This window comes from Rhizobium sp. YAF28, from assembly GCF_052113285.1.
Taxonomy (GTDB): Bacteria; Pseudomonadota; Alphaproteobacteria; order Rhizobiales; family Rhizobiaceae; genus Rhizobium.
In genome coordinates, this window is the sequence record NZ_JBFRCX010000002.1 from 206254 (window position 1) to 229319 (window position 23066).

Genomic DNA, 23066 nt, shown 5'->3' on the forward strand with positions numbered 1-23066 from the left:
TTCGGCGGAAAATTTTCTTCCCGCCGAAGAGCGCTTCGATCATTCCGCCGGCGTGCGCAGATTGGTTTCGATGGCCGCGAGTTCGTCACTGACCGAGCCGGCGACCACGCCATTGCCGCGCAGCGACTTCTTGGAAATGTCGATCATCGGCGCGAAGGTAGCGGTCGGCATGCGGACATCTTCCTTCACGGGCTCTTCGACGGGCAGGGCGTCTGCGAGGCTCGGCCGATCGCCGCGCGCCACTTCGAGCTGGCCGCTGAGGATCGCGCGTTCGGCGCGGAGCTGGCGGATTTCCGACTTGGCGATTTCAAGGCTCGTCCGCAGCTGGCTGATTTCATAGCGGTCGGTATCGAGGCGCGTGTCGAGATCGTGCTTGAAAGCTTCGATCTCGCGGTCGCGCTTGCTGCGCTGGCCTTCGGCCTCGCGCAGCTTCATCACCAGATCGTTGCTGTGGGCAGCGAGCTCGCGGCGGGCGGCTTCGCTTTCCGTGCCGTTGAGACGAACGCGGTTGAGCTCGTCGGTCATCCGCTCCAGGCGTGCCAGCGCCGTGGCGAGTTCGCCCTTCGTACGCTTCAGTTCCGCACGGGTCGACTGCAGTTCCTCGTCCGTCATCTTGTTGCGGCCGTTGGCGGTCGACAGCAGCTTCTCGACAAGCTCTGACTTCGAACCGATCGCCTCGTGCCTGGTGCGCAGGTTTGCGATTTCGAGCGTCGAGGAGGTTTCCAGCGTCTCGAATTCGGTTTCCAGGCGGCGATAGCGTTCCTCGGAAGCGACCAGATCCTGCTTCAGGTTGGCGACGGAGGACTGCAGGCCGCGTGTCAGCGCCTCATGCTCGGAAAGATTGGTCTTGAGGTGGCTGCGCTCTTCGTTGAGACGGGCGATTTCGCGAAGCTGGATGCTGTTTTCGCGGCGCGAGCTTTCAACGAGCAGCTGATGGGCCGTGGTTTCCAGTTCCAGCTTCTCGCGGGTGCTCGCCAGTTCGCGGCTGCGCGCATCATGATCCTGCTGCGTGCGGCGAAGCTGTGAGGAAACCTCGTCGAATTGCAGCGCCCGGTCGCGGATCTCGCGCTCGGCATCGATCAACCGCGCCTCGACGACGGTGAATTCTTCCCGCGTCAGCTCATGCACGCCCTGCAGCTTCACCAGTTCTTCGCGGTAAGTGCCGGCCTCGACGCGAAGCTGGCTGCCGTCGAGCTTCAGCTCCTTGTTGTCGGCCGTCAGGCGCTGGTTTTCCTGGTCAGCCTTGCGCCGCGCATTGCTCTCATAGTCGAGGAGCGAGCTCAAACGCGAACATTCGGCCCTCAGAGCGCCCGTTTCGTTGAGCGAGTGACTGTGCGCACCGAGCAGCGAGGAAACCCGCTCCTGCAGCGACGTCAGGCTAACGAGCAGCTCCTCGGAAGATTGCTTGTTTTCCTCGATTGCCGTGCCGAAAGCCTGGAAATCATCGACTTCCGAAACGCTGTACTGCACCGGCGGTTTGTCCACGAGACCCGTCTGTTCGGTGACGGACAACATCTGGCGATGGCTGGATACTCTCAAACCCGGCTTGACGGGTTCTTCATTACGACGAAAAAAGCTCATGACCATCACACGCCCCGAAGTTGATGTCAGAAGTCCCTGAAATGATTTATGCAATGCTAATTAAGCTATTCCTATCAAAGGTTGCGCTAACGCTCTTTGATAGCCCTGGATTGCATCTAAGACGCGCTATTCATCGCCTGTCAAAAGCGCCCAAAAGAAATTAACAGTTTTTTATTGAAATAAYGGCCGCCGCCCCTAAGCGCGGCTGCCGGACCCGAGCGTGCCTCATCTTCCAGGGGCGATTACGGGAATGTGAGCGCCGCAAGGAGAGGGATTTTATTCCTTTGCATGGCAGTTCCCGTCTTGTCGTCACGCTGCTTCATATCCCTGAAAGCGCGACATCTCCGGGTGATTTATGCGTGTGGAGAAAGCCCGTGACGAGAGGCAATTTTTCCTCGAAGCGGTTGTTTTTTGATAATTCGCCGGTTGCCTCTCAATGCTTCCCCTCCTATGTTCCGCCTCACCTGCCGATGACGCAATCTATTGCCAAGAGGAGATCTGATATGGCTTTCGAATTGCCTGAACTTCCCTATGACTACGAAGCCCTTGCTCCCTTCATGTCGAAGGAGACGCTGGAGTTCCACCACGACAAGCACCACAAGGCATACGTCGACAACGGCAACAAGCTCGCAGCGGAAGCCGGCCTTGCCGATCTCTCCCTGGAAGAGGTCGTCAAGAAGTCCTTCGGCACCAATGCCGGCCTGTTCAACAATGCTGCGCAGCACTACAACCACATCCATTTCTGGAAGTGGATGAAGAAGGGCGGCGGCGGCAACAAGCTGCCGGGCAAGCTCGAAGCTGCCTTCAATTCCGACCTCGGCGGCTATGACAAGTTCAAGGCCGATTTCGCCGCTGCCGGCGCCACCCAGTTCGGCTCCGGCTGGGCCTGGGTTTCCGTCAAGAACGGCAAGCTCGAAATTTCCAAGACCCCGAACGGCGAAAACCCGCTCGTTCACGGCGCCACCCCGATCCTCGGCGTCGACGTCTGGGAACACTCCTACTACATCGACTACCGCAACCTGCGTCCGAAGTACCTCGAAGCCTTCATCGACAGCCTGATCAACTGGGACTACGTCCTGGAGCGCTACGAAGCGGCGACGAAGTAAGCACTTCCGAGCATCTGATTTTCAGCACCCGGCGCCGCAAGCGCCGGGTGTTTTCGTTTCTGCTTCTATTCTCCTGCAATCTATCCGCCAAGGATGGCTTGACTCATTCATACCCGATTGGCTATAGATCGATCCATAGCCAATCGGGTATGAATTCAAATGTCGAATGCTCAAGATGCGCTGTTCAGGGCGCTTTCCGATCCGACCCGTCGGGGCATCTTCGAGCGCCTGTGCCGTCAGGGCGAGAAGACGGTTGGCGCTCTGACGACTCACGCGGGTGTGTCTCAGCCGGTTGTTTCGAAACATCTGGCGGTGCTCAAAAACGCCGGCCTCGTGCGCGACCGCCATGAAGGTCGTCAGACGCATTACAGCGCCGAAATCCGCGCGCTTGCTCCGCTCGCCGACTGGACGACGGAGATGGCCGGCTTCTGGGAGAGCCGGTTCGACGCTTTGGAAGATTTGCTCAAAAGGATGGACCAATGAACGACACCGCAACTGAAATCCGCTCCGTCATCGTCGAGCGGGAAATCGCGTTCCCGCCGGAAAAGATCTGGCGTGCGCTCACCCAACCGCATCTGATCCAGGAATGGCTGATGAAGAACGACTTCAAGCCCGTGCGCGATCACAGCTTCAAACTGACCGCCGAGTGGGGCTCCGTCGATTGCCGGGTACTGGAAATCGAGCCGAACCGAACGCTCGCCTATACCTGGGATGCCTACGGTCTCGAAAGCACCGTTACCTGGACACTGACACCTGTCGAATCAGGCACGCATCTGCGCATGGAACAAGCCGGCTTCCGTCCGGATCAGGAACAGGCCTACCAGGGCGCCAAGTTCGGCTGGCAGCGTTTCTTCGAAAATCTGGAACAGGTGCTGGCGCGCGCCGACTGAAGCATGACGCACGGCGTCTGATTGTTTGAGGAGGAAGAATAATGAATTGGAACAAGGCGATCCGCCAGCTTCACCGTTGGCTGTCCATCATCTTCACGGTGACTGTCATTGCCAATTTCGCCACCATGGCGGTGGGCGCTCCGCCTGCCTTTGTGGTTTACTCGCCGCTACCACCACTCTTTCTGCTATTGTTCAGCGGCCTCTACATGTTTGCCTTGCCCTACTTTGCCGGTCGCCGGGAACAGGCGTCGGCCGCAAGGTAAGGAATCGCAGCTACCCGTAAAAGGGTTTGTCCCCATTCCTGCGTAAATACCTCATCTTGCGTTGCCGAAATGCCTACGAAAACAGCGTCGATAAAGGGTAAGGCAGCGCAAGCGAGGGCATTTCGTTTCGTGCAAAATATTCGAGTGATCTTGTCTCAGTATCTGTCCACCCGCCGCGATCTTCGATGACCCGACATTTAAATAGCGTGACGACATATTCGACCTGATCGCCGTTTGGATAGGTGTAGCGAAAATCTCTACCTCCAAAAACGCCGAGGATGTTGGTAGGGGTCACTGCAAGGCCAGTCTCTTCCATGACCTCACGAATGACGGCTTCTTCCGGGGTCTCCCCTGGTTCAATTGCGCCGGCAGGCAAGCTCCATCCCTCTCCCGAAGCTTTTTCCTGTAAGAGCAGATTGCCACGGGGATCGTGGATCACAGCAGCAATCGAAGGCAGGATCAGCAAGCGGTTTCCGATCAGGCCGCGAAGCTCCCTTATGTAGGATGTCATCTGGAATGCTCCTCAGAGGATAAGACCCATGTTGTATGGGCCGGACGACCGATGCAAGAGCGGTATTGGCGGGGCTCCCAAGACCGCGGCTGGCCCGTCACATCGCTGTCATCCGCCGCCTCTACATCACGCCGCATGTCTTCCGCCGATCTTCCCCTTTTCCGCTTCGGCATCATCGCCGATCCGCAATATGCCGCATTCGAACCGCAGGTCGAGATGGGGCGCTATTACGCCAACAGCCTCGCCAAGGTCGGTGCCGCGATCGAGACCTTCAATGGCGAGGAGCTGAGCTTCGTCATGACGCTCGGCGATATCATCGACCGCGATTTCAAGAGCTTCGACGATATCCTGCCGGTCTATGACACGCTGTATCACGAAGCGTTCTTCCTGCTCGGCAATCACGATTTTGGCGTGGCTTCTGAGCATCTGGAAAAGGTCGCGGGACGGGTCGGCATGCCGGCGCCCTATTACAGCTTCCAGCGCCACGGTTTCCGCTTCATCGTACTCAACGGCAATGAGGTCAGCACCTTCGCGCCGCCGGAAGGCCATCCCCACCGTGCGCTTGGCCGCGAGCGTCTGGCGGCTCTGCTGGCAGCCGGCGCCGACAACGCCCATGAGTGGAACGCATCGCTGAGCGACGAACAGTTCGCCTGGCTGGCTGGTGAGATCGAAGCAGCGAAAGCGGCGGGCGAGAAGGTGATCGTCATGAATCACTTCCCCGTCCATCCGCCCTGCGAGCATGACATGTGGGACCGGCAGCGCATCGTCGAGCTTCTGTCCTCGCAGGAAAACGTCGTCGCCTATCTCAACGGCCATAACCATGTCGGCAATTACGGCAAAGTCGGTGGCTGCCACTTCGTCAATTTCAAGGGCGTGGTCGATACCGAGAGCGAAAACACCTTCGCCATCGTCCATGTCTACGAGAACCGGATGGAGATCCGCGGTTTCGGCCGCGAGGATAGCCGCACGCTCAACTACTAAGCCACTTCCGTTGCGATCGCCGCTGGCTGTGCCCGGTGCTCCTGCGCGTCCTTCTTCGGCGGCGTGCCGAACATGCGCGAATATTCGCGGCTGAACTGCGAGGCGCTTTCATAGCCCACCTGATAGGCGGCATTGGCGGCATTAATGCCATCGGCCACCATGAGCCGCCGCGCTTCCAAAAGCCGCAACTGTTTCTGATATTGCAGGGGGCTCATAGAGGTCAGCATCTTGAAATGCTGGTGAAAGGAGGAGGGGCTCATCCTTGCTGCCGCCGCCAGCTGCTCCACGCGCACCGGCGCCGTGAAATTGTCGCGCAGCAGGTGAATGGCATCTGCCACACGCCGCGTCTGGCTGCCGGGCAGCGCCAGCTTGCAGACCTCGCTGCCATTCTCGCCGGACAGCAGCCAGAAGCTGATCTCGCGCAGGATCGCCTGTCGCAGGATCGGGATAGATTTCGGTGTGTTGAGCATGCGCATCAGCCGCAGGATGCAATCCTGCAGCTCTGCCCCGAAATGCTGCACGAAAACGCCGGGACCGCCCTCACCCGAAGGCTTCGGCGGAGTTTCCATCGCCTCCAGAACCTCGCGCAGAATGGTGACATCGAGTTCCAGCGTCAGCGCGATCATCGGCCGTTCCACGCTTGCCTCGATCACCTGGCCGAAGGCAGGCATTTCCACGCTGATAACCAGCGCCTGCATGGCTGTATAGGTATAGAGCCGTTCTCCGAACATGATCTGCTTGGCACCATCGATGATGATGCAGAGCGCCGGCCGGTAGATCGCAGGCTTTGGCATGGTCAGCGTGGAAGAACGCATCAGGTAGAAGCCGGGCAGGGCAGTTGCAAACAGCCCGTCGCCGCCACCGTGGCTGTCCATGTACTGGTTGAGTACAGTCTTGATTTCATTGGACATCGTCATTCTCCGGGTAGCGGCCTTTGCCCGCTATCCTACTCCGTAGACCGGAGGCGACAACCTATCTGGAGGAATAGGCAAGAAGTTCGAGGCTTTCGGCATTCAAGAAAAGGGGTGTCAGGACCTAGATTCCAGTCATCCGAACAAGGAGTAACTGAGATGACCGATCAGAACACGAATTCGAAAATCGCAATCGTCACCGGCGGCAGCCGCGGCCTCGGCCGCAACACCGTCGTCAGCCTCGTCCGTGATGGCGTCGACGTGATCTTCACCTATAATTCCAACCGCGCCGAGGCCGACAAGGTCGTCGCCGAGATCGAAGCGCTCGGCCGCAAGGCCGCCGCCCTGCAGCTCGATACCGGCAATGTCGCCACCTTCGATGCTTTCGTGGACAATGTCCGCTCGGTGCTGAAGGGCTGGGGCCGCGAGCACTTCAACTTTCTCGTCAACAATGCCGGAACCAGCTACCATGCCTCGATCCTGGAGACGACCGAAGAGGAAATGGACAGGCTCTACAACATCCATTTCAAGGGCGTCTTCTTCCTGACCCAGAAGCTCCTGCCCGTAATCGCCGACGGCGGCCGCATCGTCAATCTTTCCAGCGGCCTTGCCCGCGTCGCCGTGCCGGGTTCCTCGGCCTACGGCTCGCTCAAGGGCGCCGTCGAGGTGCTGACGCGCTACATGGCCAACGAACTCGGCGCCCGCGGCATCGCCGTCAACACGGTCGCACCCGGCGCCATCGCCACCGATTTCAGCGGCGGCATGGTGCGCGATAATCCGGAAATCAACCGCAGGGTCGCTTCGATGACGGCACTTGGCCGTGCCGGCGTGCCCGATGATATCGGCCCCATGATCGCCTCGCTGCTGACGGAAGCCAACCGCTGGGTCAACGCCCAGCGCATCGAGGTCTCCGGCGGCATGGCGCTCTGAGTTCTTGCTGGATGGAGGGTTGGCGGGCTTGGCTCACGCATTGGCCGCCAGCGGCTTTTCCGTCCAGCTCTCGGTCCACAGCGCGCGCAGACCGTCGCCTTCACCCTTGAAGAAGACGTCGGCTTCGGCACAGGCCTCCACCCGGTCGCCGCGGAAATTGCGGATCGCTTGCCTGAGTTCGCACCAGGCAACGATATTGGCGGTTTGGGAATAATAGATCAGCGCGATCGGGCGGATCATCCGCTCGGTCGTGCGTCCCATTTCGTCGCGATAGTTGAGCGTGAGTTTGCGTTCGTCGCGGATCGCACGGCGCACAATGGCAAGGTCGACGCCTGCAGGCGCCTGGGCGACCGTGCCCCAGGCAAACAGCGCCTTGTTCTCCATCGCCTGGCGCAGCGGTGCGGGTACTGCGCCGGCAAGCTTCTGGTTGACGCGCCGGGCGGCAAGCTTCAGCTCTTCGTCGCCGGTGCGCTCCAGGAGCGCCAGGGACAGCACGATCGCTTCCGTCTCTTCGATCGAAAACATCAAAGGCGGCAGATCGAAGCCCGGCCGCATGATATAGCCAATGCCGCGCCCGCCCTCGATCGGCACGCGCATCGCCTGTAGCGCAGCGATGTCGCGGTAGATCGAGCGCACCGTCACCTCCAGCCTCTCGGCCATGACGGCTGCGGTCATCGGCTTCTTCGCCAGCCGCAATATCTGGATGATCTCGAAAAGCCTGGAGGCCTTGCGCATTTGTCGCCCTTTCTCCAACGCTCCTGACAATACACTGTCAGTTGGCTTCCCGTATAGAGCCATCTATCGGATTGAAATTGATGAATTTCCTGAAAAATCGCACGAAAATACAGGATGGACAACTGACATGAATTACCACGAAAGCCTCTGGCTCTACTTCACCCTTCTCTTCGGCATCATCATCGTGCCCGGCATGGACATGCTCTTCGTGCTCGCCAACTCGCTGACCGGCGGCACCAAGCGCGGGCTGGCCGCCACCAGCGGCATCATGCTCGGCGGGGCCGTGCATTCGGCCTATGGTGCGGCGGGCGTCGGCATTCTCGTCGCCATGCTGCCGCAGACCTTCAACGTGCTGCTCTTTGCCGGCGTCGCCTATATGATCTGGATTGGCATTTCGCTGATGCGCAGCTCGATCAAGGTCGAGGCGGTCGGCCCCGGCACGGCGCGTTCCACCTGGAAGGCGTTCCGGCAGGGCGCGGTCACCTGCCTCGTCAATCCCAAGGCCTATATCTTCGTGCTCGCCGTCTATCCGCAATTCATAAAGCCGGAATATGGGCCGATCTGGCTGCAGGGGTTGATAATGGGCATCATGACCGTGCTCACGCAGCTCGCCGTCTACGGAACGCTCGCGATGACGGCCGGCCGCAGCCGCGATCTCCTGGTTTCCAACCCGAAGACGACTGCCGTCATCGGCCGTCTCGCCGGCCTGCTGCTGGTCGTCATCTCCGCGATCAGCCTCTGGCAAGGGTGGAAGACAGCCTGATCTTGCCTATTTTTATCACATTGTTTTTATGAGGATCCGGCTAAACGTGACTATGCGAGCACATGGATTTTGTCATGATCCCGGTGCAAATTGCCCTCGACCGGCTTCGCCGGTGGAACAATGGAGAGAGAATCATGAATTGGAAAACAGTTGCGGCGGCTGTTGCGTTCGCCGGCATTGCCCTCGGTTCGGCCATGGCCGTCGACGGCACGCATGACGCACGTATTGGAATGATGAAGCAGATCGGTGGCGCAGCAGGCGCGCTGTCCGCCATCGCCAAGGGCACCAAGCCGTATGATGCGGATGCCGTGAAGACGGCGCTGACGACGATCGCCACCACGGCGAAGGCCTTCCCGGACCAGTTCAAGCCGGGCACCGAGACGGGCGACGAGGAAGCAAGCCCGAAGATCTGGGAAAACATGGATGACTTCAAGGCACGCGCCGCGAAGCTGTCTGCCGACGCCGAAACCGTGCTCGCCCAGCTTCCGGCTGATGCCGCCGGCGTCGGCGCTGCGCTGAACACGCTCGGCGGCAATTGCGGTGGCTGTCATCAGCTCTATCGCATCAAGAAGGACTAGGCGATAGAGCTATTCCCGTATGATCTCGCGATCCGCATCGGCCCTTGCCGCCGGTGCGGATCGCCTTATTCTCCCCGGCAGCGGGGCCGGGGCCGGCAAACCCGGGAATGTCCCTTGATATCGACAGTAAGGAGAGGCGGCGCATGGTCCGCAGGTTCATCCGCTTTGTGCTCTGTCTCATCGGCATCGTCGTGATCGGCGGCGCAGCCTTCTACTTTATCACCGCGCCCGATCCGCTGCCGGAAAGCCATTGGGCCAATCTCGGCGCGCCCGACGTTGCGAATGGCGAGAAGGTGTTCTGGGCCGGCGGCTGCGTCAGCTGTCATGCCGCGCCCGGTGCGAAAGACGATGCGAAGCTGACGCTGACCGGCGGTCTCGCCCTGACGAGCCCCTTCGGCACCTTCCATGTGCCCAACATTTCTCCGGATGAACAGGCCGGGATCGGCCGCTGGACGCTGGCCCAGTTCGGCAATGCCATGAAGCGCGGCGTCGGCCCCAATGGGCAGCATCTCTACCCGTCCTTCCCCTACGGCTCCTATACGCGCATGAGCGACAAGGACGTCAACGATCTCTTCGCCTATCTGAAAACGCTGCCGAAGAGCAGCAACGTCGCACCGCCACATGAACTGCCGTTCCCGTTCAACATCCGCCTGGCGCTCGGTGGCTGGAAACTCCTCTATTTCAACGACCAGCCGCGCGTCGTGCTCGCCAATGCCGACGACAAGCTCAAGCGCGGCCAGTATCTGGTCGAGGGCCTCGGCCATTGCGGCGAATGCCACACCCCACGCGATTTCCTCGGCGGCTTCGTCCGCGATCAGTGGCTCGCCGGCGCGCCGAACCCGGAAGGCAAGGGCCGCATACCCGATATCACGCCGGGCTCGAAGAGCGTCGGCTCCTGGAGCGAGGCCGACATAACCAACTACCTTCAGACTGGCTTCACCCCGGATTTCGACTCCGCCGGTGGCCAGATGGTCGACGTGCAGCAGAACATCGCCCATCTGCCGCAGTCCGATATCGAAGCGATCGCAGCCTATTTGAAGGCCGTGCCGAGCAAGTAGCGTCTGCCTGGGGCAAGCGCCGCAAGCCACACTGCCACCATGAAGCACCCGACCCTTGAGGAAACAGACGCTGCGATTGCTCGCATGCAGGACCGGCTTGCCGCGCGCAATGCCGTTCTTGCGCGCTGGTTTTCCGACACACTTGCTGTCATGGAAGCAAAAATCGCGAGCCGCCTCGATGATCCCGGCGATCTGGCGCAGGCAAGGGCTGCGGCCTTTTTGTTTGTAAAGAGGGCGCTTCACCAATGGGCGAGCCGCCCGGTGCATGAGGTGGCGCCCGGAGACAGCCTCCCGAAAGAGGCTCGACGGCTCAAATGATTGGCATGCTTGGGGCCGCTCAGGCCGCCTTCGGCTGATGCTCCGCACCAAAGATCTGCACATAGGTGTCGAGCTCTTCGCTGCCGAAGCCGAGTGCCCGGTAGATCTCTGCCGTAAAGGTAATCGGCGCCGAACCCGGCGCAGTGACGATCATGCCGGAGCGAACTGCCTGCGGTCCCTCACGGTAATGCGCTTGGCCATGATAGCCCTCGGCGCCGGCGAGGAGATCGGGGGCGTTGCTGGTATGGGCAACCTGGTCGAGAGCACCGGCACGCGCCAACGCCAGCGTCCCGCCGCAGATCGCAGCGGTGAGCTTGCCGCGTGCGATGAAGTCGTTGATCACGGGCGAAAGGTCGGGCGTCTTTTCTGTCTCCCAGATGGTGCCGCCGCAGATGACCAGCGCATCGAAGGCGTCGCCATGCAGGTTCTCGGCTACCGCATCGGGTGCCACTCGCATGCCGCCCATGGAGCGCACTTCCGCGCCGCCGGGACTTGCCGTCACCACATCGAAACCGAAATGGGTGCGGGCGGAGGCAGCAAGCTGCCCCACTTCCCAGTCCGCGAAGCCTTCGGTCAGAACCACCGCCAGTCGGGTCATGCTTTCCTCCCTTGCAAGATGGCCGAGCGGCTGTAGCCACTTACGACAAAGCCTGCATATAGCGCATGCCGGTGACCGGGCGAGGGGTGAAATCCATCTGTTCGTAGAATCGGTGCGCCTTGAGATTGCCGGTCGCAGCGCTGACGGAGAGGTAATCGCAGCCCGCAATACGTGCCGTTTCGCGGGCGCGGTCGACGAGAAGCTGGCCTGTGCCATGGCCGCGATGGCCATCGCGTACGAAGAGGTGATGCAGATCCATGCCGCGCTTGCCCTCCTGCGCCCTGTAGAGTGGAACGAGGATGGCGTAGCCGATCAGCCCGTCGCTACCATCAGCGACGAGGGCCGAAATCCACGGCGTCGGGCCGAAGAGATCGCGTTCGAGCTGTGCAGGTGTGGAAGCCGAGATGTCGCCGTGATGGGCGGCAAGCAGGCCGATCATTTGGTGGAGTTCGGATATGTCGCGGGGTTTGGCGGCGCGGATCGTCACGACCGGCGGTCGCATGAGCGATATTTCGCTGTCTTCGATTTCAAGCATGGTCTTCGCGTCCTTTTTGAGTTTATGCCGCCAGGACGCTGCTGATACAACAAAGCCGCCTGACGGCGGCTTGTTGACATTATGATCTGTCTCGGCCGCCCTTTACAGGTACAGCCAAAAATACGAGCGGTTATGGTGCGCGTTCTTGATCATGCGCCATACATTCTCCGAAACCGCCCGTTTGTCAATGGCAGATGCAGGCCAATCAGGCCGCACTGGCGGGTATGGCACAGACACCTGCCGCGCAGCCTTCAGCCTTGTCACTGGGCGCCGCCGCTGGAATGGGTGCCGCCAGCGCCATGCCGATGCGCGTGCCGAGAGCGATATCGTCTTCGACCCCGAAGGCATGATGCAGGATAGCACCATCGCGGCCGATCAGGACCGAGGAGGGCGTTCCCCTGAAACCATAGCGGCGCATCGTCACCGGTATGTCGGAACGCCCGTCCGCCTGATCGACACCGATTGGCGCGGTCAGCCGATATTCATGGATGAAAGCCCTGAGCACGGTTGGTGTCATCGCTTCGTGATGCTCGAAGACCGTGTGCAAGCCGATGACTTGAAGATCCGTGTTGGCGAAGATGCGCTCGATGCGGCGCACTTGCGGCAGGCTTTCGGCCACGCAGCCGGGGCAGAGCAGCTGGAAGCTGTGCAGGTAAATCACCTTGCCACGCAATCCGGCGATGGAGAGCGGTTGAGGCGTGTTGAACCATTCGGTGACGGAAAGTTCCGGTGCGAGTGTCAGATCGGACATGTCGAAATCCTTGGTCGTTGGGCAGGCCTTCGCATCATCAGTTGCATCCGGGGCGCAATGGGATAATCCTGCCTGGCGTTTTCTTTCTCTATTTGCCTGGAGAGAGGAAAGAGCCGGTCCGGCGATGGCAGTCGACGGACCGGGCACGCGGGTTGTGAAAATCGCCTTGTCGCCCTTGGTGACAATCTGCGTTTCAATGATGTCGAACGAGGCCCTCACGCTCTTCGACGGCTCGGCCGTGACGGGATGGGCCACGGCTGAGCCGAGCCAAAGCGACAGCGTTCCGGCGATGGCTGCGCCGGTGATCAACTGCCTTAACATTTTGGACTTCCTTCTCTTTCTAGGTTGCCTGGAGAGTGCGCCTATCCTTTTTCAAAGGCGTCCCAGGTGGCAGCCCGGGTTGCCGGATCGGCGGTTTCATGGTCACGGCAGTCGATGCGCAGTTCATTCCTGCCGAAGGCCGCGTTCACGAAATTGCAGTGGTGCGGTTTGGCAGCACCAGAATGCTGGTAGGGGCGGAAGTAGCGACAGCTCGTGCACATCCGCTGGATCGGTATGGCGTTTGCCTCCTGCAGATGCCGGATCATCTTGACGAGTGACAGCAGCAGGCTCTCCTGTTCGCTCGCGGAGAGCGAACGGGCGGCCTCCATCGCCGCCGTTTCGATCGGCGAAACGGAGCCGAGCGCTGCCGTTCCCTCGACCGTGATGCGGATCGCGGTGGCGCGCTTGTCGTCGGGAGCGCTCGCCTTGGCGACGAGCCCCTTGCGCTCCAGTGCCGCAATCGAATCCGTCGCCGTCGGCTGCGAGACGCCGAGATGCGCCGCAATCTCCTTCACCCGTGCGCCATTGCGACCGGCGAGAAATTCGAGGATCGCAAGCTGCGTCGGCTTCAGCCCGGCCTTTTCGGCCTTCGACCATTCGTCGCTGCGCATTGCGATTGCGATGCGCGACAGGCCTTCGCTGATGCGGTTGTCGATCGATGTGGGGTCTTTAGGCGTTTCCATGCACGTAATATATAGGAGTCCTATGTAATTTCAAGGACAATTGCGCTGTATTGCCGCTTTCGTTTTTCGGGAGGGTAATATAGGGTACCCCCCTATCCTACATTAGAGACTGCCATGTCCCATACGACCCATCAGAAGAAGAAACTCATCGCCCGTGTCAGTCGCATCCGTGGCCAGCTCGAGGCGGTCGAGCGCGCGCTGGAGGGCGAGCGTCCCTGTGGCGAGATCCTCCAGCTTCTCGCCTCCGTGCGCGGCGCGCTGACGGGGCTGACGGGCGAGGTGCTGGACGACCATTTGCACGAACATGTGCTGCATGCCGCCGACGAGAAGGCGAGGGCGGAGGCAGTCGAAGAAATATCGGAAGTCTTGCGAACCTATATCCGCTGAACCGGATCGATAAGGAGCTGGCGATGAGTGCCGGAACGAATACCCATGGACATGAGCATATCTTCCTGGGGCAGGACCATGCCCGGAACGAACACCGCATCTGGCTGGTGATCGCGCTGACGGCGGTCATGATGGTCGTCGAAATCGGCGCCGGCACCATTTACGGCTCGATGGCCCTGGTGGCCGATGGCTGGCATATGTCCACCCATGCCAGTGCGCTGCTCATCTCTGCGCTCGCCTATCTCTTCGCCCGCAAGCAGGCCCGCAACCCGCGCTTCACGTTCGGCACCGGCAAGCTCGGCGATCTAGCCGGTTTCGCGAGTGCCATCATTCTGGCAATGATCGCGCTGCTGATGGGGTGGGAAAGTTTCCTGCGCATCACATCGCCCGTGCCGATCAGCTTCAGCCAGGCGATTGCCGTCGCCGTCATCGGCCTTGCCGTCAACCTCGTCAGTGCCTGGCTCCTCAGCGGTGGCGGCCACGACCACCACCATCACGGTCACGGGCATGATCACCATCACGATCATCATCATGCCCATGGCCATGATCACCATGGTCATGCGGATAACAATATCCGCTCCGCCTATATGCACGTCATCGCCGACGCGCTGACCTCGGTGCTCGCCATCGCCGCGCTCACCTTCGGTAGCCTTTATGGCTGGCTCTGGCTCGATCCTCTGATGGGCATTGTCGGCGCTCTCATCATTGCGCAATGGTCCTGGGGTCTGATGAAATCGTCCGGAGCTGTGCTGCTTGATGTGCTCTCCGAGGGTGAGACGCTGCCGGATGAGATCCGCGGCGCAATCGAAGGAGACGGCGACAGCATCACCGATCTGCATGTCTGGCAGGTCGGTCCCGGCCACCATGCAGCGATCGTCGCCGTAATGACACCACAGCTGCGCGACACCGCTTTCTACAAGGAGAGGCTCGCGAGCCTGGACGAGTTGTCGCATGTGACGGTGGAGGTCACGCACGCTGCCTGATCCCGCCAAAAAGCCGAGATGCCGCCGCAATCGGGCCTTACGCCTGTGATCCTGATTCCCCGGAGGTCTTCATGAATCACAGCCTCACCCGCCGCAGCTTCATGGGCTCCGCCTTGCTGCTGCCTGCATTGGGCTTTGCCCCTCTCGCACGCGCTGAGCAGCAGGACGCCGATATCGACAAGCGGCTTGCAGCACTGGAAGCGCGCATTGGCGGGCGTCTCGGGGTCTCCGTTCTCGACAGCGACACGAATGTTTCCTTCGGCTATCGCGGCAGCGAGCCCTTCGCCATGTGCAGCACCTTCAAGGTTCTGGCCGCCGGCCTCGTTCTTGCCCGTGTCGACAAGGGCGATGAGAGCCTCGACCGGCCCGTCAAATACGGCAAGGAAAAGCTTGTCACCTATTCCCCCGAGACCGAAAAGCATGCGGGCGGCGACGGCATGACGATGGCCGAGATCTGCAAGGCCGGCATTACACTGAGCGACAACACTGCCGGTAATCTGATGCTGGAAAGTTTCGGCGGCCCGGCTGCACTTACCGACTGGCTGCGCTCGATCGGCGACGGCACGACAAGACTCGACCGCATGGAAACCGCACTGAACGAGGCCGCGAAAGGCGATCCGCGCGACACCACGACGCCGGATGCAATGCTCGATTCACTCGGCAATATCGCTCTCGGCTCGGTTCTGGCAGAAACCTCTGCAAATCAGCTGGTCGACTGGATGATTGCAAACACGACCGGCGGCGCGCGCCTGCGCGCAGGCCTGCCCAGCGACTGGAAGATCGGCGACAAGACTGGAACAGGCGACAACGGTTCGGCCGGTGATATCGCCATCATCTGGCCGCCGAAGCGCGGCCCCATCGTCGCCGCCGTCTATATGGCGGAAACGACGGTCAAGATGGACGAATTCAATCCCGTCTTCGCCGAAATCGGCAAGATGATCACTGAGATGGTGTAGGCCGCCAACAGCGTCGCGGTCGGTCGGACTCAACGAAAAAACCGCAGCCCGGTTCGCGGCCTGCGGCTTTCGAAAGATTTAGGTGATCGATCGGCAACTATCAGCCGTTTTCGGCCTAGTCGGTGGACTTCGTATTGCTTGCCTGCGCAGTCGCAGGATCAGTGGTGCCGTCTCCACCGCCTTCGATGCCGGCGAGCTCGCGCTTGATCTGCTCGGCGATTTCCTTCTCTATCGCCGCGCGCTCGTCGGCAGGCATCGCCTTCAGATCGTCTTCGGTGAGATTATGGGCTGCCAGATAGCGGGCGCGGATGAATTCTTCCGGCGTCATGCTGCTCCAGTCGGAGAATTCGTCGACCAGGCTCTTATGTGCTGCCTTGGCTTCCATTTCTGCATCAGAGGGTTGGTTGATATAGGTCTCGTTGCCGGCCTGCACCGCCCACATCGTATTGGCGATGGACGGCGGGGTGGTGCTCGGCTGCAGGCCGGCGCCGGACTGGTTGCGCGTGCTGCCGCCAAATTCCTCGGTCTGCTTGTTCTTGGATTTGCCCTGCTCGAAGAGCGAGCCGAGGCCAGAGTAAATTGAGAGGTTGCTACCGATTTCCATGAAAAATCCCCCTGAAAAACCGGCTGCACCATTCTCCCCGGAGCCTGTCTGAGGCTTGCGTCTCTACCAGAGGGCGAGCAAATCTTTGGCCACCGCTTAATCCAGCAGGAAATCGATCATCGTCCTCGTCGCGGCCGAGAGACGGCGATGCGGCGCGTAGACCAGCGAAAAAGGGCGCGAGCGCCCGCTGATGTCAGGGAGAATCTCGATCAGGCTGCCGCGATCGATCCTGTCGCGAACGATGAAGTCGTAGCTCTGGCAGATGCCCATGCCGGCTTCGGCCAGTGATACGACGCCCAGCACATCGTCGTGGATCTCGATCGTCCCCTCCGGCGTCCAGTCCGTCTCCGCGCCATCGATTCGAAACAGCCATGGCGCCGGCCTGCCGGTGCTCGGCATGAAAAACGGCAGGCATCTGTAGCCTGCCAGGTCTTCGATCGTCCGGGGCGTGCCCGTGCGCTTGAGATAATCAGGCGAAGCGACGAGCCGCAGCGGCGCGTCTTCCAGCTTGCGGCCGACAAGCCCGCTGTCCGGCAGCGGCCCGAGGCGGATTGCCAGATCGTAGCCTTCGGCGACCAGATCGACATTTCGGTTGGTGATGCTGACTTCGACATGCACATGCGGATGGGCAGCACAGAAGCGCGTCAGTTTCTCCGGAAGCCGGAAATGGCCATAGGTGGTGGAAACGCTGAGACGAACGCGGCCGCTAAGCGCTCCGTCCTGTCCCTGAATGGCGCGCTCGGCATCTTCGATCAGCGAGAAGGCCGCTCGCGTCTGCTCCAGATAAGCGCGGCCGGCCTCGGTGAGGCTGAGCCGCCGCGTCGTGCGCCGCATGAGCTGCGCACCAAGCCGCGTCTCCAGCCGCGTGATCGCCCGACTGAGCACCGAAGGCGTGGTTGCAAGCGCGATCGCGCCACCGCTGATCGAGCCTTTTTCCACCACGGTGACGAAGGCTTCCACATCGCCGAGATGATCGAAACGCCGCATGATTATAACCTTTTAAGAACAGATGATTTCCACCGGTGCTGCTTTATCCTCTCTGAAGGAGATAATAAACCTTTGTCATCGAATGCATCACGGCTTTCGCAAGCCGATCAAACATCAGGAGAAAGCGATGACATCCGCAACAAAGCCCGTACTCTTCGTTCTGACCAGCCATGGCGTCAAAGGCGACAGCGGTCAGCCGACCGGCTTCTACCTCGGTGAAGTAACACACCCGCTGGCTGTCCTCGATGCGGCCGGCATCAAGGTCGAGTTTGCCTCGATCGAGGGCGGGGAACCGCCGGTCGATGGCCTCGATCTCGAGGATGCGACGAATGCCCGTTACTGGAACGACGAGACATTTCGCCATGCGATCCGCGGCACGGCAAAGCTCGTTGATATCGATCCTATCAACTATTCGGCGATCTTCTTTGCTGGCGGCCACGGCGCCATGTGGGATCTGCCGGAAAGCCCTGCTGTGCTTGACGTTACGCAGAAGATCTTCGAAACCGGCGGCATCGTCGCGGCGGTCTGCCACGGTCCGGCAGCGCTGGTAAACGTCAAGCTCAGCGACGGCAGCTATCTCGTTTCCGGACGCAACGTCAGTGCCTTCACGGATTCCGAGGAGCGGGCGGTCGGTCTCGACAAGACGGTTCCGTTCCTGCTCGCCAGCACGCTCATCGAACGCGGCGCCAGCCATCATCCGGCGCCGGATTGGAATGCCAAGCTTGTGGTTGATGGCAGGCTCGTTACAGGCCAGAACCCGCAATCTGCTACCGGTGTCGGCGAGGCGATCCGCGACCTGCTCACCGCCTGACAGTTGCCAGAGCACCGGCCCAATATCAGCGGGCCGGTCCAGTCGTTATGGTAGCGTGTAGGCGATCACATAATCGCCCGGCTTGGTGCCAACAGAACCATGCCCGCCGGCGACCATGACGACATATTGCTTGTTGTCATCGGTCGTATAGGTCATCGGCGTTGCCTGTCCGCCGGCCGGAAGACGTGCTTCCCAGAGCTGGCGTCCGTTCGTCACGTCATAGGCGCGCAGATAGTTGTCGACGGCAGCACCCAGGAAGGCGACGCCGCCCTTGGTCACCATCGGCCCGCCGATGCCGGGCACGCCAACCTTGAAGGGAAGAGGCAGCGGCGTCATGTCGTGCACCGTCCCGTTCTTGTGCATATAGGCGATGCGGCCCGTGCGCAGATCCACGCCAGCGACATAGCCCCATGGCGGCGCCTGGCAAGGGATCTGCAACGGCCCGAGGAACGGACCCATGAACACACCGTAGGGCGCGCCGTCATTGCGGTTGAGGCCCTGTTCGCTTCCCTTCTCATCCTGCCCGCGCGGCGGAATATCGGCGGCCGGCACCAGGCGCGAGGTGAAGGCGAGGTAGGTCGGCATGCCGAACATAACCTGCCGCTCGGGGTCGACAGCGACGGAGCCCCAGTTGAAGGTGCCGAAATTGCCGGGATAGACGATCGTTCCCCGCAGCGACGGCGGCGTGTAGCGGCCCTCATATTTGTAGCGGTGGAATTCGATGCGGCAGGCAAGCTGGTCGAACAGCGAGACACCCCACATATCCTTTTCCTGCAGTGGCTCCGGCGAGAAGGTGAGATCGGAGATTGGCTGCGTCGGCGCCGTGTGATCCTCCGGGATAGCGCCACCAGGCGCCGGGATTTCCTTGAAGGGAATGATCGGCTGGCCGGCGCGCCGGTCGAGCACGTAGATATCGCCCTGCTTGGTGGATGCCACCAGCGCCGGCACCGCCGTTCCGTCCTGTTTCGTCAGATCAAGCAGCACCGGTTGGGCAGGGACGTCCATGTCCCAGAGATCGTGGTGGACGAATTGCTGCACCCAGCGCAGCTGGCCTGTATTGATGTCGAGCGCCACGACCGAAGAGGAGAATTTCTCGACATCGGCGCTGCGGTTCATGCCGAGCTGGTCCGGCACCTGATTGCCGAGCGGGATATAGACCATGCCGAGTTGGTCATCGACGCTGAAGACCGACCAGCTGTTCGGCGAATTCGTCGTGTAATGCTGCCCCTCGGGCAGCGGCGTCGTCTGGTCCGGATTGCCGGAGTCCCAGTTCCAGATCAGCGCGCCGCTGTTGATGTCATAGGCGCGGATGACGCCGGACTGTTCTTTCGTCGAATAATTATCGTTGACCGCCCCGCCGATGATGATCTTGCCCGCAACAGCGACCGGCGGCGAGGTGGAGTAATAATAACCGGCCGGATTATACTGCATGCCGGCCTGTAGCTGCAGCACGCCCTGTTCGGCAAAACTGGTGCAGACCTGCCCGTTGGTCGCATCGAGCGCGATCAGCCGTGCATCCGAAGTCGGCAGGTAGACGCGCTCCTTGCAGGGCTGGCCGGCCGGCGTGGCCTCATCGCTGTAATAGGTGACGCCACGGCAGGTCTGGTGTTGCCGGTCCGGGTTCATGCCGGAATTGGCGTCATATTTCCATTTCTGCTGGCCGGTCTTGGCATCGAGCGCGATCGCCCAGTTGTGCGGCGTGCAGAGATAGAGCGTGTCGCCCACCTTCAGTGGCGTCACCTGATAGGTCGTTTCCCCGACATCGTCAGGCCGCTTCACGTCGCCGGTCTGGTAGCGCCAGGCCTCTTTCAGGGTGGAGACATTCTGTGCAGTGATCTGGTCGAGCGGCGAATAGCGCTGGCCATAGGGCGTGCGGCCATATTGGTGCCATTCGCTATCGGGCACATTGCCGCCGAAGGCTGGCGTTGTGGCAACCGTCTGTATCGGCAGATCGCCCGCGAGATCATGCGGATCCGTCGTTATCGAATAGGCAGCGACGATGATGGCAGCGATGACCGGAATGGCGAGCGGCCAGGGATTGGCGCCGTAATAAGTGCCGGTCGGGCTGCGAAAGCCGAGCGGCCGGCGGATCCAGGGCGTCAGCAGCCAGATCCCGAAGAGGATGATGAGGCCGCCGCGGGGACCAAGCTGCCACCAGTCGAACCCCACCTCCCAGATCGCCCAGGCGAGTGCAACGACCACGAGCACCGCATAGACCCAGAGCGCCACGGCCTTACGCATGAGAAGCAGGCCTGCCGTCAGCAGGAACATCAGCCCCGCGAAGAGATAGAAGATGCTGCCGCCGAGCGTGACGAGCCAAAGCCCGCCGGTGCCCAGCGCCAGTCCAAAAATGATGAAGAGGATGGAGGTAATGACGATTGCCATAAGGCAGTCTCCCGCTGGTTAGCCGGATCGGAGAATGGCGAAAAATATACGCCGATCAGACAGATAGAGCGGGAGGCTTACCTTTCAACCGCCACAATTGGCAGCGGTCGCGGTGTCAGGCTTTTGCAAGCTCGCGGTCGATCGCCGAGACGAGGCGGTTATCGTCAGCCGTCACGTCGGGGGCGAAACGGGCAACGACCTTGCCGTTGCGGCCGACGAGGAATTTTTCGAAGTTCCAGAGGATTTCGTTGTCGTCGGAGGCGAGACCGGCGCCCTTCAGCCGTTCGCGCATCGGTCCTTCCCCAGTCGTTTCCACGGTGGAGCTTGTCAGGTTCTTATAGAGCGGATGTTTGTCCGGCCCCTTGACGGAAATCTTGGAGTACATCGGGAAATCGACGCCGAAAGTGCTGGTGCAGAAATCGAGGATTTCCGCGTCCGTCCCCGGTTCCTGGCCTTTGAAGTTATTGGCCGGGAAGCCGGCGATGACGAAGCCTCTCTCGCGCTTGTCGGCATAGAGCTTTTCAAGCCCTTCATACTGCACCGTCAGGCCGCATTTGGAGGCGACGTTGACGATAAGCAGCACCTGGCCGCGATATTCGTTGAGCGTCGTCTCGCGCCCCTGAACGGTCTTGACCGGAATATCGAGAAGATCAGTCATCATTATCTCCCTTTAGTATGACCCAGTTGATATCGACTTGTCGGAAATCAGGTTCCGCAGAAGGTCTGGAGCACCCGCTCTTCGGGCTTCGGCGGGTCCATATAGGCCGCAAATGTTGGCTGCTCGTCATAGGGGTGCGAAAGAACTGTCAGCAGCGCCTCGAACAGCGAGAAATCGCCGTCCTGAACGGCCGCCTCGATCGCCTGCTCGACCCGATGGTTGCGCGGAATGAAGGCCGGGTTGACCTGCTTCATCGCGGCAGCCCGATCACTGGGCGTCTGCGGATCGCGCGAAAGCCGTTCGCGCCAGCGCGTCAGCCATTCGGCAGTGGCAGTCGGCTCCCGGAAACTCGAGGCGAAGACAGCCTCCGCCGTCTCATCGCCTGCCAGGATTGAAAGCCGCCGGAAGGTCAACGTGAAATCCGCGTTCTCAGCCTGCATCAGCGCCAGTAACGACTGGATCAGTTCCAGATCGTCATCCTCAGCTGCGCTCAGGCCAATTTTGCCGCGCATGCACTGCAGCCAGAAGGCGTGGAAACGCTCGCCATAGGCCTTGATGATGGCATTGGCATGCTCGATCGCCTTGTCCTTGTCGGCATCGATCAGCGGCAGCAGCGCTTCGCCGAGCCGTGCCAGGTTCCATTGCCCGATACCCGGCTGATTGGCATAGGCGTAGCGCCCGTGCTGGTCGATCGACGAGAAGACCTTCATCGGATCATAGATATCCATGAAGGCGCAGGGACCGAAATCGATCGTCTCGCCCGAGATCGTCATATTGTCGGTATTCATCACACCATGGATGAAGCCGACCTGCAGCCAGCGCGCGATCAGCGCCGCCTGCCGGTCGCAGACAGATTCGTAGAGCGCGAGATAAGGATTCTCCGCCGCCTTCAGCTCGGGATAGTGCCGTTCGATGACATGATCGGCGAGCGCCTTGATGCCATCCTCGTCACCACCAGCGGCAAGATACTGGAAGGTGCCGACGCGGATATGGCTTGCCGCGACGCGCGTAAAGACGGCGCCCGGCAATATCTCCTCACGCCGCACGCCTTCGCCTGTCAACACGGCAGCAAGCGCCCGCGTGGCGGGAATGCCGAGCGCAAACATCGCCTCGCTGATGATATATTCGCGCAAGACTGGGCCAAGCGCCGCCCGCCCGTCACCACGGCGGGAAAAGGGCGTCTGTCCCGCACCCTTGAGCTGAATGTCGCGGCGCTCGCCGCTACGGTCGATCACTTCGCCGAGCAGGATCGCCCGCCCGTCGCCGAGCAGCGGCACGAAGTGGCCGAACTGGTGGCCGGCATAGGCCATCGCCAGCGGTTCGGCGCCTTCGGGCACGAGATTGCCGGAAAAGATCGCAGCGCCATCGCGCTTCAAAATATCGACATCGAGCCCCAGTTCTTCCGCGAGCGGCTCGTTGAGCTTGATCAGCCAGGGCTCCGCTACCTGTGTCGGCACTTGCGTAGCGAAGAAGCGCTGCGGCAACCGCACATAGCTGTTGTCGAAGCTGAAGGCCGTATCCGGCCGTTTTTTCTGCAGGGCGGAGGTCATGACTAATAGGTAGGGCCGCAGGTGCGGTCACGCAAGCCGATTTTGGCCCCGAAACCATTCCCTTCACGAAGGGCAAAAAAGTGCAAGGAATGGTGATCTGCCTTTACCTCTCGGCAAAGCAGATGTGCCATAAAAGACATAGCGCCGCCATGATTGCAGGCGTATAGCAAAATCATCTCCTCTTGGCAGTTTTGCCATGTCATCCCCCGCGGCCCTGTCGCCCCGTGTGCTC

Annotated in this window: 27 protein-coding genes; 14 read left to right on the top strand and 13 right to left on the bottom strand. The window is 60.8% G+C overall.

The features are described 5' to 3' along the window. Positions 1–39: 39 nt before the first annotated feature. Positions 40–1581 carry a hypothetical protein gene (locus AB4Z13_RS05275; protein WP_442205930.1) on the bottom strand — a complete coding sequence of 514 codons (1542 nt, stop codon included), beginning with the start codon at positions 1579–1581 and terminating at the stop codon, positions 40–42. 503 nt (positions 1582–2084) lie between these two features. Here AB4Z13_RS05275 and AB4Z13_RS05280 point away from each other — a divergent pair. From AB4Z13_RS05280 to AB4Z13_RS05295, 4 genes are all read left to right on the top strand, one after another. Continuing rightward, the gene (locus AB4Z13_RS05280) at positions 2085–2687 is read left to right on the top strand and encodes a superoxide dismutase (protein ID WP_007827154.1); all 603 of its coding nucleotides are present in this window, start codon (positions 2085–2087) and stop codon (positions 2685–2687) included. Between the two features lie 159 nt (positions 2688–2846). Next, entirely contained in the window at positions 2847–3170 is a 324-nt protein-coding gene (locus AB4Z13_RS05285) for an ArsR/SmtB family transcription factor (RefSeq protein WP_310378030.1), read from the top strand. Next, positions 3167–3577, top strand: coding sequence for an SRPBCC family protein (locus AB4Z13_RS05290; protein ID WP_439014363.1), 411 nt, complete (start codon positions 3167–3169; stop codon positions 3575–3577). Before AB4Z13_RS05285 ends, AB4Z13_RS05290 begins: the two co-directional genes overlap by 4 nt. A 41-nt stretch (positions 3578–3618) precedes the next feature. Further along, positions 3619–3840 (top strand): hypothetical protein, encoded by a 222-nt coding sequence (locus AB4Z13_RS05295; RefSeq protein ID WP_310378027.1) that lies wholly within the window; start codon positions 3619–3621, stop codon positions 3838–3840. A gap of 73 nt (positions 3841–3913) precedes the next feature. Here the strand turns inward: AB4Z13_RS05295 and AB4Z13_RS05300 are convergent, their stop codons facing one another. Beyond that, positions 3914–4351 (bottom strand): NUDIX domain-containing protein, encoded by a 438-nt coding sequence (locus tag AB4Z13_RS05300; RefSeq protein WP_439014364.1) that lies wholly within the window; start codon positions 4349–4351, stop codon positions 3914–3916. Between the two features lie 135 nt (positions 4352–4486). Between AB4Z13_RS05300 and AB4Z13_RS05305 the strand changes: the two genes are divergently transcribed. Further along, positions 4487–5332, top strand: a complete 846-nt coding sequence (locus AB4Z13_RS05305) for a metallophosphoesterase (RefSeq protein ID WP_439017181.1) — start codon at positions 4487–4489, stop codon at positions 5330–5332. On the opposite strand, the gene AB4Z13_RS05310 is transcribed toward AB4Z13_RS05305, so the two are convergent. Then, the gene (locus AB4Z13_RS05310; RefSeq protein ID WP_439014365.1) at positions 5329–6243 is read right to left on the bottom strand and encodes an AraC family transcriptional regulator N-terminal domain-containing protein; all 915 of its coding nucleotides are present in this window, start codon (positions 6241–6243) and stop codon (positions 5329–5331) included. The two genes, AB4Z13_RS05305 and AB4Z13_RS05310, sit on opposite strands and share 4 nt — an antisense overlap. A 159-nt stretch (positions 6244–6402) precedes the next feature. Between AB4Z13_RS05310 and AB4Z13_RS05315 the strand changes: the two genes are divergently transcribed. Then, on the top strand, positions 6403–7173 hold the full coding sequence (locus AB4Z13_RS05315) for an SDR family NAD(P)-dependent oxidoreductase (RefSeq protein ID WP_439014366.1): 771 nt from the start codon (positions 6403–6405) through the stop codon (positions 7171–7173). 33 nt (positions 7174–7206) lie between these two features. On the opposite strand, the gene AB4Z13_RS05320 is transcribed toward AB4Z13_RS05315, so the two are convergent. Beyond that, positions 7207–7908 (bottom strand): helix-turn-helix transcriptional regulator, encoded by a 702-nt coding sequence (locus AB4Z13_RS05320; RefSeq protein ID WP_439014367.1) that lies wholly within the window; start codon positions 7906–7908, stop codon positions 7207–7209. A gap of 127 nt (positions 7909–8035) precedes the next feature. Between AB4Z13_RS05320 and AB4Z13_RS05325 the strand changes: the two genes are divergently transcribed. The 4 genes from AB4Z13_RS05325 to AB4Z13_RS05340 all read left to right on the top strand — a co-directional run bounded on the left by AB4Z13_RS05325 (position 8036) and on the right by AB4Z13_RS05340 (position 10625). After that, the gene (locus AB4Z13_RS05325) at positions 8036–8671 is read left to right on the top strand and encodes a LysE family translocator (protein WP_439014368.1); all 636 of its coding nucleotides are present in this window, start codon (positions 8036–8038) and stop codon (positions 8669–8671) included. 134 nt (positions 8672–8805) lie between these two features. After that, the gene (locus AB4Z13_RS05330) at positions 8806–9249 is read left to right on the top strand and encodes a c-type cytochrome (RefSeq protein WP_439014369.1); all 444 of its coding nucleotides are present in this window, start codon (positions 8806–8808) and stop codon (positions 9247–9249) included. Positions 9250–9392: 143 nt separating this feature from the next. After that, positions 9393–10307 carry a cytochrome c gene (locus tag AB4Z13_RS05335; RefSeq protein ID WP_113323211.1) on the top strand — a complete coding sequence of 305 codons (915 nt, stop codon included), beginning with the start codon at positions 9393–9395 and terminating at the stop codon, positions 10305–10307. A 39-nt stretch (positions 10308–10346) separates the two neighbouring features. Then, entirely contained in the window at positions 10347–10625 is a 279-nt protein-coding gene (locus tag AB4Z13_RS05340; protein WP_113323212.1) for a hypothetical protein, read from the top strand. Between the two features lie 19 nt (positions 10626–10644). Here AB4Z13_RS05340 and AB4Z13_RS05345 read toward each other — a convergent pair whose 3' ends face one another. The 4 genes from AB4Z13_RS05345 to AB4Z13_RS05360 all read right to left on the bottom strand — a co-directional run bounded on the left by AB4Z13_RS05345 (position 10645) and on the right by AB4Z13_RS05360 (position 13513). Then, a complete protein-coding gene (locus AB4Z13_RS05345; protein WP_113323213.1) occupies positions 10645–11223 on the bottom strand; it encodes a type 1 glutamine amidotransferase family protein in 579 nt (192 codons plus the stop codon). Between the two features lie 40 nt (positions 11224–11263). Continuing rightward, complete coding sequence (locus tag AB4Z13_RS05350; protein ID WP_310378008.1) at positions 11264–11758, bottom strand: GNAT family N-acetyltransferase; 495 nt, start codon at positions 11756–11758, stop codon at positions 11264–11266. Positions 11759–11963: 205 nt separating this feature from the next. Continuing rightward, a complete protein-coding gene (locus AB4Z13_RS05355) occupies positions 11964–12830 on the bottom strand; it encodes a hypothetical protein (protein ID WP_442205931.1) in 867 nt (288 codons plus the stop codon). Positions 12831–12871: 41 nt separating this feature from the next. Further along, positions 12872–13513, bottom strand: a complete 642-nt coding sequence (locus tag AB4Z13_RS05360; protein WP_439014371.1) for a MarR family winged helix-turn-helix transcriptional regulator — start codon at positions 13511–13513, stop codon at positions 12872–12874. A gap of 114 nt (positions 13514–13627) precedes the next feature. On the opposite strand from AB4Z13_RS05360, the gene dmeR reads away from it, so the two are divergent. The 3 genes from dmeR (at position 13628) to bla (ending at position 15839) form a co-directional block, all read left to right on the top strand. After that, on the top strand, positions 13628–13900 hold the full coding sequence (gene dmeR / locus AB4Z13_RS05365) for a Ni(II)/Co(II)-sensing transcriptional repressor DmeR (protein WP_007816163.1): 273 nt from the start codon (positions 13628–13630) through the stop codon (positions 13898–13900). Between the two features lie 23 nt (positions 13901–13923). Further along, entirely contained in the window at positions 13924–14883 is a 960-nt protein-coding gene (gene dmeF / locus AB4Z13_RS05370; protein WP_439014372.1) for a CDF family Co(II)/Ni(II) efflux transporter DmeF, read from the top strand. 71 nt (positions 14884–14954) lie between these two features. Beyond that, positions 14955–15839 (top strand): class A beta-lactamase, encoded by an 885-nt coding sequence (bla, locus tag AB4Z13_RS05375; RefSeq protein WP_439014373.1) that lies wholly within the window; start codon positions 14955–14957, stop codon positions 15837–15839. Positions 15840–15954: 115 nt separating this feature from the next. Here the strand turns inward: bla and AB4Z13_RS05380 are convergent, their stop codons facing one another. Together AB4Z13_RS05380 and AB4Z13_RS05385 are read right to left on the bottom strand one after the other, a co-directional pair. Continuing rightward, a complete protein-coding gene (locus tag AB4Z13_RS05380) occupies positions 15955–16443 on the bottom strand; it encodes a hypothetical protein (protein WP_439014374.1) in 489 nt (162 codons plus the stop codon). 96 nt (positions 16444–16539) lie between these two features. Beyond that, complete coding sequence (locus tag AB4Z13_RS05385) at positions 16540–17430, bottom strand: LysR family transcriptional regulator (protein ID WP_310377985.1); 891 nt, start codon at positions 17428–17430, stop codon at positions 16540–16542. Between the two features lie 127 nt (positions 17431–17557). Between AB4Z13_RS05385 and AB4Z13_RS05390 the strand changes: the two genes are divergently transcribed. Further along, a complete protein-coding gene (locus AB4Z13_RS05390) occupies positions 17558–18241 on the top strand; it encodes a type 1 glutamine amidotransferase domain-containing protein (protein ID WP_442205932.1) in 684 nt (227 codons plus the stop codon). A 45-nt stretch (positions 18242–18286) separates the two neighbouring features. Here the strand turns inward: AB4Z13_RS05390 and AB4Z13_RS05395 are convergent, their stop codons facing one another. The 3 genes from AB4Z13_RS05395 to AB4Z13_RS05405 form a co-directional block, all read right to left on the bottom strand. Continuing rightward, positions 18287–20626, bottom strand: a complete 2340-nt coding sequence (locus AB4Z13_RS05395; protein WP_442205933.1) for a glucose/quinate/shikimate family membrane-bound PQQ-dependent dehydrogenase — start codon at positions 20624–20626, stop codon at positions 18287–18289. Positions 20627–20741: 115 nt separating this feature from the next. Beyond that, positions 20742–21287 carry a glutathione peroxidase gene (locus AB4Z13_RS05400; RefSeq protein ID WP_439014377.1) on the bottom strand — a complete coding sequence of 182 codons (546 nt, stop codon included), beginning with the start codon at positions 21285–21287 and terminating at the stop codon, positions 20742–20744. A 44-nt stretch (positions 21288–21331) separates the two neighbouring features. Beyond that, positions 21332–22834: a protein adenylyltransferase SelO gene (locus AB4Z13_RS05405; protein WP_439014378.1), complete on the bottom strand. Its 1503-nt coding sequence runs from the start codon at positions 22832–22834 to the stop codon at positions 21332–21334. Positions 22835–23066 lie beyond the last annotated feature (232 nt).